The 6789-nt window shown below is 69.9% G+C and carries 6 protein-coding genes and 2 tRNA genes; 4 read left to right on the top strand and 4 right to left on the bottom strand.

Going from position 1 to position 6789, the window contains the following annotated elements; translation table 11 throughout:
• Positions 1-49: 49 nt before the first annotated feature.
• Both ACSQ1L_RS13580 and ACSQ1L_RS13575 read right to left on the bottom strand, forming a co-directional pair.
• Positions 50-123, bottom strand: a tRNA-Gly gene (locus ACSQ1L_RS13580).
• Between the two features lie 74 nt (positions 124-197).
• A tRNA-Tyr gene (locus ACSQ1L_RS13575) sits at positions 198-281 on the bottom strand.
• A 148-nt stretch (positions 282-429) separates the two neighbouring features.
• On the opposite strand from ACSQ1L_RS13575, the gene rlmB reads away from it, so the two are divergent.
• Together rlmB and ACSQ1L_RS13565 are read left to right on the top strand one after the other, a co-directional pair.
• Complete coding sequence (gene rlmB / locus ACSQ1L_RS13570; RefSeq protein WP_435995483.1) at positions 430-1308, top strand: 23S rRNA (guanosine(2251)-2'-O)-methyltransferase RlmB; 879 nt, start codon at positions 430-432, stop codon at positions 1306-1308.
• 51 nt (positions 1309-1359) lie between these two features.
• Positions 1360-2187, top strand: coding sequence for a TerC family protein (locus ACSQ1L_RS13565; protein WP_435995481.1), 828 nt, complete (start codon positions 1360-1362; stop codon positions 2185-2187).
• Positions 2188-2199: 12 nt separating this feature from the next.
• Here ACSQ1L_RS13565 and metG read toward each other — a convergent pair whose 3' ends face one another.
• A complete protein-coding gene (metG, locus tag ACSQ1L_RS13560; RefSeq protein ID WP_435995480.1) occupies positions 2200-3906 on the bottom strand; it encodes a methionine--tRNA ligase in 1707 nt (568 codons plus the stop codon).
• An 82-nt stretch (positions 3907-3988) separates the two neighbouring features.
• Here metG and ACSQ1L_RS13555 point away from each other — a divergent pair, with 82 nt between their 5' ends.
• Both ACSQ1L_RS13555 and ACSQ1L_RS13550 read left to right on the top strand, forming a co-directional pair.
• The gene (locus tag ACSQ1L_RS13555) at positions 3989-4378 is read left to right on the top strand and encodes a glyoxalase superfamily protein (RefSeq protein ID WP_435995478.1); all 390 of its coding nucleotides are present in this window, start codon (positions 3989-3991) and stop codon (positions 4376-4378) included.
• A gap of 73 nt (positions 4379-4451) precedes the next feature.
• Complete coding sequence (locus tag ACSQ1L_RS13550) at positions 4452-5207, top strand: hypothetical protein (protein WP_435995476.1); 756 nt, start codon at positions 4452-4454, stop codon at positions 5205-5207.
• A 4-nt stretch (positions 5208-5211) separates the two neighbouring features.
• Here ACSQ1L_RS13550 and ACSQ1L_RS13545 read toward each other — a convergent pair whose 3' ends face one another.
• Positions 5212-6552, bottom strand: a complete 1341-nt coding sequence (locus ACSQ1L_RS13545; protein ID WP_435995474.1) for an MATE family efflux transporter — start codon at positions 6550-6552, stop codon at positions 5212-5214.
• Positions 6553-6789 lie beyond the last annotated feature (237 nt).

Here is a 6789-nt window from a genome sequence, read left to right as displayed (position 1 = left end):
GGCCAAAACTCCTGTGGCCCAAGGTGGGCGGTGGTCAGCGAGAGAATTCTGGAGCGGGTAGACGGAATCGAACCGACATATTCAGCTTGGAAGGCTGCTGTACTACCATTGTACTATACCCGCGCGGAGACTGCGTCGGGTCACCCCTCCGCAACCGGCCTCCTCGAGGTCCGTTCCCGTCGGTCTCCATCAGCGCGTGGTGGGGGAAGCAGGACTCGAACCTGCGAAGCTTACGCAGCGGATTTACAGTCCGCCCCCTTTGCCGCTCGGGACATTCCCCCGCGCGCGATGTGAAGACCGATCCGGAACGCCCGAAAGCGGTCAAAAGACCGTTTTCGAACAAAAGCCTTCGAAGTCCGGCAAACCCTGGTTTAGAGGAAGCGCCTGACCCGGAATGCCCTTGGGCCCCAAATCGGAGGGCGTCTTATAGTGTCGTCGACCAGAGAACGCAACGACCGGAAAACCGGTAAAAAGCAAGGCTTCCGGGGCCCTCCCGAAGGCCCGAAAAACCGGGGTTGGACCCCCAATCCGCCGGCCCGCGCGGCGGGTGATTCCGGGCCGCGCGAGCGCAAGCCCAAGGTCGACGCCGACAACTGGCTGTGGGGCCGCCACCCGGTGCTCGCGGCCTTGGCCAACCCCGCCCGCAAGGGCATGGGCCGGCTGCTCGCCACCGAGGACCGCGCCGCCGAGATCGAGCGCGAGCGGCTGGCCCCGCACGGGCACAAGGTCGAGATCGTCGACGGTCCGGCGCTGGCCCGCATGCTGCCCGCCGGCGCCGTGCACCAGGGCCTGGCCTTCAAGGTCCAGCCCCTGGAAGGCGTGGCGCTCGAGGACATCGCCGATCCCGCCTCGGGCGTCATCGTCATGCTCGACCAGCTGACCGATCCGCAGAACGTCGGGGCCATCTTCCGCTCGGCCCTGGCCTTCGGGGCGCGCGGCATCGTGGTGCAGGACCGCCACTCCCCGGCGCTGGCGGGCGCGCTGGCCAAGGCCTCCGCCGGAGCGACCGAGCGGCTGCCGTGCGCGCGGGTCACCAATCTGAGCCGGGCGCTCGAGACCCTGGCCGACCTCGGCTGGCGCGCCGTCGGTCTGGACGGGGCGGCGGAACAGACGCTGGAGCAGGCGCTCGACGGCCGCCCGACCGTGCTGGTCATGGGGTCGGAGGGCGACGGTCTCCGCCGCCTCGTGGCCGAGCACTGCGACGTCATGGCCCGGATCCCCATGCCCGGCGGGTTCGAGAGCCTGAACGTCTCCAACGCCGCCGCCGTCGCCCTTTACGAGGCGGGGCGCGCGCAAGGCCGAACCTGAAAGACGCCACGCGGCTTGCCGAACGGCCCTCCCCTGCCCTAGAGCGCGACCATGGAATTTCTGAGCTCTCCCGAACTCACCTCCCAGCTGGCCGCCCTCGGCCAGGTGCTGATGATCGACCTGGTGCTGGCCGGCGACAACGCCGTCGCCGTCGGCCTCGCCGCCGCCGCCCTGCCGACCGAACTGCGCCGCAAGGCCATCCTGATCGGTCTGGCCGCCGCCGTGGTGCTGCGCATCGGCTTCGCCCTGATCACCGTCCAGCTGCTGGCCATCATCGGCCTGCTTCTCGCCGGCGGCATCCTGCTGCTGTGGGTGTGCTGGAAGATGTGGCGTGAACTGCGCGAACAGGCCACCCACGACCAAGCCGAGGCCGAGCACGAGCTGGAGCTGGCCCTCGCCATCGAACACGGCAAGGGCCCGTCGCCCGAGGAACTGGGGCTGAAGCGCAAGAGCTTCGGCGCCGCCCTGCTGCAGATCATGATCGCCGACGTCACCATGTCGCTGGACAATGTGCTGGCCGTGGCCGGCGCGGCCCACGACCACCCGATGATCATGGTCTTCGGCCTGGTGCTGTCGATCGCCCTGATGGGGATCGCCGCCACCTTCATCGCCCGCCTGCTCAACAAGCACCGCTGGATCGGCTACGTCGGCCTGGTCATCGTGCTGTACGTCGCCCTGCACATGATCTGGGACGGCGCGCGCTCGGTGGTGGTGCGGACCGGAAACACCGAGACCTTCAACGCCTCGGCCCCGGCCTTCCTCGAGATCTCGGCGGAAGAGGTCGAGGAATTCCAGCGCGGCACGCCGGACGAACAGAAGGCGGAACCGCCCGCGGTCCCGCCGGGCGGCGCCGCGACGGCCCCGGCGCCGGTCCCCTGAGCGGGCGGAGCGCTACCCCTCGGCCCCGCCGAACCGCTCCGACCATTCCGCCACCTGGGCGTCCTCGATCTTGGTGAACAGCACGCCGGCCGCCGCCACGGCCTGACCGCGCGGCAGCGTGTCGAGCAGCGCCTCGCCCGTCGACGGCCACGACAGGTCCGTCGCCCCCACCGCCGCCGCGATCTTCGCCGCCGAGAACGGCATCACCGGCGCCGCCAGCCGCGCGAACAGGGCGACCAGGTTCAGCCCGGTGCGCACCCCGACCGCCGCCCGGTCCACGTCGGTCTTGAAGGCGGTCCACGGCGCCGCCTCCTGCAGATATTCGTTGCCCAGCACCCAGACCGCGCGCAGGGCCTGGCAGGCCTTGCGGAACTCCATCGCCTCGAAGGCCGCCGTCGCCTCGGCGATCCCGGCGGCCAGGTCGGCCTCCAGCTTCGCCTCCAGCGGCGCCGGCTCGCCCGCATCCGGCACGACGCCGTCGAACTTCGACTCCGCGAACTTGACGATGCGGTTGACGAAATTGCCCAGCACGTCGGCCAGGTCCTTGTTGGTCGAGGCCTGGAAGTCCTCCCAGGTGAAGGCCGAGTCCGAATGCTCCGGCCCATAGGCCGTCAGCCGCCAGCGCCAGTAGTCGGCCGGCAGCAGCTCCAGCGCCTGGTCCATGAACACGCCGCGCTTCTGGCTGGTCGAGAACTTCCCGCCGTACCAGTTCAGCCAGTTGAAGGCCTTGAGGGTGTCGACCGTCTTCCACGGCTCGCCGGAGCCCAGGATCGTCGCGGGGAAGCTGACGGTGTGGAAGGCGACGTTGTCCTTGCCCATGAACTGGACATAGCGGACGTCGTCGGCGCCCTCGTCGGTGCGCCACCAGTCGCGCCAGGTCCGCCCCGTCGCGTCGGCCCACTCTTCCGTCGCGCCGATGTATTCGATCGGGGCGTCGAACCAGACGTAGAAGACCTTGCCCTCCATGCCGGGCCGCGGCCCGCCGTCGGGCCCCACCACCGGCACGCCCCATTTCAGGTCGCGGGTGATGCCGCGGTCGATCAGCCCCTCGTCGAGATGCTTCAGCGCGATCGACTTCGCCAGCGTCTGCCAGTCGGTCTTCGACTCGATCCAGCTGCGGATGCGGTCGGCCAGCCTGGTCTGCAGCAGATAGAGGTGGCGGGTATCGCGCGCCTCGAGGTTCCTCGACCCCGACACCGCCGAATAGGGATCGATCAGGTCGGTCGGGTCGAGCAGCCGCCCGCAGTTGTCGCACTGGTCCCCGCGCGCGCCGACGTAGCCGCAGTGCGGACACGTCCCCTCCACGTAGCGGTCGGGCAGGAAGCGCGCGTCGTCGACCGAATAGATCATCCGGTCGACCCGCTCCTCGATCAGGCCGTTCTTCTCGAGGACGTCGGCGAAATGCTGGGTCAGGCGGTGGTTGGGCGCGTTCGACGAACGGCCGAACCAGTCGTAACTCAGGCCGAACCGCTCGCCGGCCGCCTTCTGGATCTCGTGCTGTTCGTCGCAGTAGGCGCGCACGTCCTGACCGGCGGCGGCGGCGGCCAGTTCGGCGGGTGTGCCGTGCTCGTCGGTGGCGCAGATATAGAGCACCTCATGCCCCTGCGCCCGCCTGAACCGCGCATAGACGTCGGCCGGCAGCATCGAGCCCGCGAGGTTCCCCAGATGCTTGATGCCGTTGATGTACGGCAGGGCCGAGGTGATCAGGATGCGGGCCATGGGAATCCGGAAAGCTTGGGGAGGCCACGGATATAGAGTCCGATTGGGGACACGTCACCTTGTGACGCCTATACTGGCGTGCATGGCGATCATTCCCACCGTCAAATGCAGCGCCATCGCCCACTCGGTGGAATTCTACACCGGGGTGCTCGATTTCGAGGTGCGGCGGGAATGGTCGGAACTGACCGATCCGGGGTTCGCCTGGCTGACGCGGGGCGGCGACGTGCTGCACCTCTCCAGCCACAGGGGCGACGGCGTCTTCGGTCAGGCGATCGTCATCGATGTCCCGGAGGTCGACACCCTGTTCGCGACGTTCCGCGCCCGGGGGCTCGATCCGTCGCGCCGCGCGGAATCGCCGGTGCATCAAGGGCCGCTGGACCAGACCTGGGGCACGCGGGAGTTCTACGTCGACGATCCCGACGGCAATACGCTGCGCTTCACGCGGCGCCCGGCGAACACGCCGCCACCCTGACTTCGCGCCTCGGTCAGGATTGGAGGGCTCGCCCGGCGTCCAGGATCGTGCACACTGGTCAAGAGGAGGGACCATGCGCCATCACATCCTGTCCGCCGCCCTGACCGCGTTCGGCGTTCTCGCGGCGAGTTCCGCCGCCGCCCAGTCGGCCGGGCCATCCCTGTCTGAAGAGTGCGCGCCGTTCCGCTACCATCCGGTCGCGGTGTGGATCGACGCCGAGGTGGTCCGCCAGGGCGACACCGTGCCGATCAAGGCCGGGTCCATCCTCGGACGAGCCTCCGGAGACCTCACGCCGGACCCCATGCCGACGGGATGCCTGTCGGACTGGCGGATCACGCCCGCCGGAGCCGCCTCGGTTTCGGCCGACGGCTCCAGCCTGACGGTCGCACCCGACGCGCCCGCCGGAGCGACCCTGACCCTCGAAGCGCAGACCCCCGGCCAACCCGCCCGCTACGAAACCCGCATCGTCGGTCGGGACGAGGTCGTGCTGACCGGCCGGTACAGCCAGGCGGAGGTCGACTGCGGCGAGGCCGAAGAGCCCGCCCGGCCGATCAGGGAATTGGTCTTCGGGCCGACCGGCCGCTTCTCGGTGACCTGGCAGCCGTTCGAGACCTACACCGACTACTGGGGCGACTTCACCTGGGACGCGGCGGCGGGACATCTGGCGCTGGAGATCACCGGCGGCAATCGCCATCCCGGCGCGAACGCCCGGCTTGAGGGCGCGGTCGAGGTCCAGGCCGGCGGGAGCCGGCTGGTGCTCCAGGGTTTCAACCTGGGCGACGTCCTGAACGGCGGCGCGCCGTGCCGCTACGTGTTCGGAAAGTTCTGACGCGTCAGCCCGGCAGCCGCCGCGCCACCCGCACGAACCGTCCGGTCAGCAGCACCGAGGACACCAGGCTGGCGATGATCACCGCCCAGACGAGGCCGTCGACGCCGATCTCGTGCGCCAGCCACCAGCCCAGCGGCATCATCACCAGGGTGTAGGCTCCGAAATGCAGGATCGTCGGCCACCAGACGTCGCCCGCCGCGCGGTTGGCCGAGGCCGAGACCACCTGGATGCCGTCGGCGACGAAGAACAGGGTCGCCAGCACCAGCGCCGGTATCACCACCGCCAGCAGGGCCGGGTCGCGGTTGTAGGCGCTGGCCACCAGCGGGGCCGTCGGCCACAGCACCAGCGCGACGAGCAGCGTCAAGGCGCTGACCACCGCGATGCCGACCAGCCCGGCGCGCAGCACCCCGCGTCCGTCCCCGGCGCCGTAGGCCCGCCCGACCAGCACCGCCGTCGCCGCCGACAACCCCATCGGGACCATGAAGACGATGGCCGAGACGTTGAGCACGATGGTCCAGGCCGCCGTCTCGATCGCTCCCAGCTGGCCGGCGATGAAGGTCATGGCCGCGAAGGCGCCGACCTCGATGAAATAGCTCGACCCGGCCCCGTAGCCGATCTTGCGCTGCTCGCGCTCGGCGGCGCGGTCGCGCGTCGGGCGGTCGAACACGCCCAGCCCCCGCGCCTCGGGCAGGCGCACGATGTAGACGATCAGGAACACCGCCAGCGAGGTCCGCGCGAAGAAGGTCGCCCAGGCCGAGGCCACGGCCCCGTCCAGACCGATCCCCAGCAGGTCGGGCACCAGCAGCAGGTTCAGCGCCAGGTTGATGCCGTTGGCCACCCACATGGCCCACATGCCGGCGCGCGGCCGGTGCATGGCCTCGAGGAAGAACTGGGCCGCGACGCTGACCAGATAGCCGGGCATCGACAGGGCGAAGACCACCAGAACCGGCGACGCCCCCTCGCCCAGCCCGTCGGCCAGCCCCATGTGGCGCAGCGCCCACGGCCCGATCAGGATCATCGCGATCATCGAGGCGATCCCGAGCTGCAGCGAATAGCTCACGCCGCGACGCAGCACCGCCCCGACCTCGGCCCGCCGCCCCTCGCCGAGGAAGCGGGCGGTCATCACCTGCACCCCCATCATCAGCCCGACCGCCGTGGTCACCACGATCGCCGTCGGCGCCAGCGCCAGCGAACTGTAGGCCAGCTCCAGGCCCGAGTAGTTGCCGACCACGATCACGTCGGTCAGCCCCATGGTCATGATGCCGATGCGCGCCAGCACCACCGGCCACGCGAGGTGCAGCAGGTCTTTCAGGGTGGCGCGGGTCTGGGGGCTGAGAGCGAACATGGGCCGCGCGACAGGCCACGGGGATTGGCCGCGGTCAAGCGCGGTTTGGAACGGGTGGCATAAGCCCAGCTTCTCATTGCTTTCGTCATCCTCCGGCGAGCGTAGCGAGACCGGGGGACCCAGCGGCGCCGAAGGCGATCTGTTCAGGCAGGATGTTGTGAACAGCAGCGGTCCCGGCAGGGTCGCGCTCGCGCGCGCCGCTGGGTCCCCCGGTCTGCGCCGCAAGGGCGGCTTGCC

The organism is Brevundimonas sp. LjRoot202 (genome assembly GCF_964253355.1).
Classification (GTDB): Bacteria; Pseudomonadota; Alphaproteobacteria; order Caulobacterales; family Caulobacteraceae; genus Brevundimonas.
The sequence above is the reverse complement of the archived record's forward strand: the minus strand, read 5'-3'. Positions and strand labels throughout refer to the sequence as shown.